The following is an 805-nucleotide window of genomic DNA, read 5'->3' as shown; positions in this document are numbered from 1 at the left end:
GCCGCTTGCCGTGTCGATGGGGGCGCATTATAGGGAGTGAATTCGTTCTGGCAAGAGGATAATTGCAAAAAGATGGCTTTCATCGTTCAACCGCTCACAAAGCCACCAAAAAGCATCTTAATCCAGCGAAATCAGCCTGCGACAGGCGTAGCAACGGCAAAATCATGCAGGTTGTCGTAGATGGCATCGGCCAGCTCAATCCCCGCATCAGTAATCGGCTTGCCCGTTCTGACCATGACCTTGTGACCGACCTTGGCATTGATGGCGGCTTTCAGGTCCGAAGGTTTGTCACCCACCATATAAGAGCGGCTCATATCAATACCGAGCTCTCGCTGTGCAAGCAACAGCATACCCGGTTCGGGTTTGCGGCAGTCGCAGGGGGTACCGTGGTCCGGGTGATGGGGACAGAAGTAGATACCATCGAGATCCACATCGCGATCGGCCAGGGACCAATCCATCCACTCGGTCAGGTTCATGAAGTCATCTTCAGTGAAGTAACCACGGGCGATGCCGGATTGGTTAGTCACCACGACCAGCAAATAGCCTTTTTTCTTCAGCAATTGCATGGCTTCAATCGCCCCGGGTAGAAAATGGAAGTCATCAACCTGACTGACATAACCCGTGTCCTTGTTGATGACACCATCGCGATCCAGAAAAATGGCGGGTTTACTCACAGCTGCTACCTCTATCAATGATTTCGCAAAAGTATCTCACAAGCCATTTAAAGCCCCAAAAGTAAAAGGGGTGGCCGAAGCCACCCCTTTTATGTGTGCATATAAAGTATCGATTAAGCGATAACTTTAGC

Annotated in this window: 1 protein-coding gene; it reads right to left on the bottom strand. The window is 50.7% G+C overall.

Features of this window, described 5'->3' with window-relative positions; all coding sequences use genetic code 11:
• Window positions 1-131: 131 nt before the first annotated feature.
• Complete coding sequence (gene gmhB, locus BN1123_RS08925; protein WP_042026572.1) at window positions 132-674, bottom strand: D-glycero-beta-D-manno-heptose 1,7-bisphosphate 7-phosphatase; 543 nt, start codon at window positions 672-674, stop codon at window positions 132-134.
• Window positions 675-805 lie beyond the last annotated feature (131 nt).

Source organism: Aeromonas enteropelogenes (assembly GCF_000819845.1).
GTDB lineage: Bacteria > Pseudomonadota > Gammaproteobacteria > Enterobacterales > Aeromonadaceae > Aeromonas > Aeromonas enteropelogenes.
This window is presented reverse-complemented; position numbering and strand designations above follow the sequence as displayed.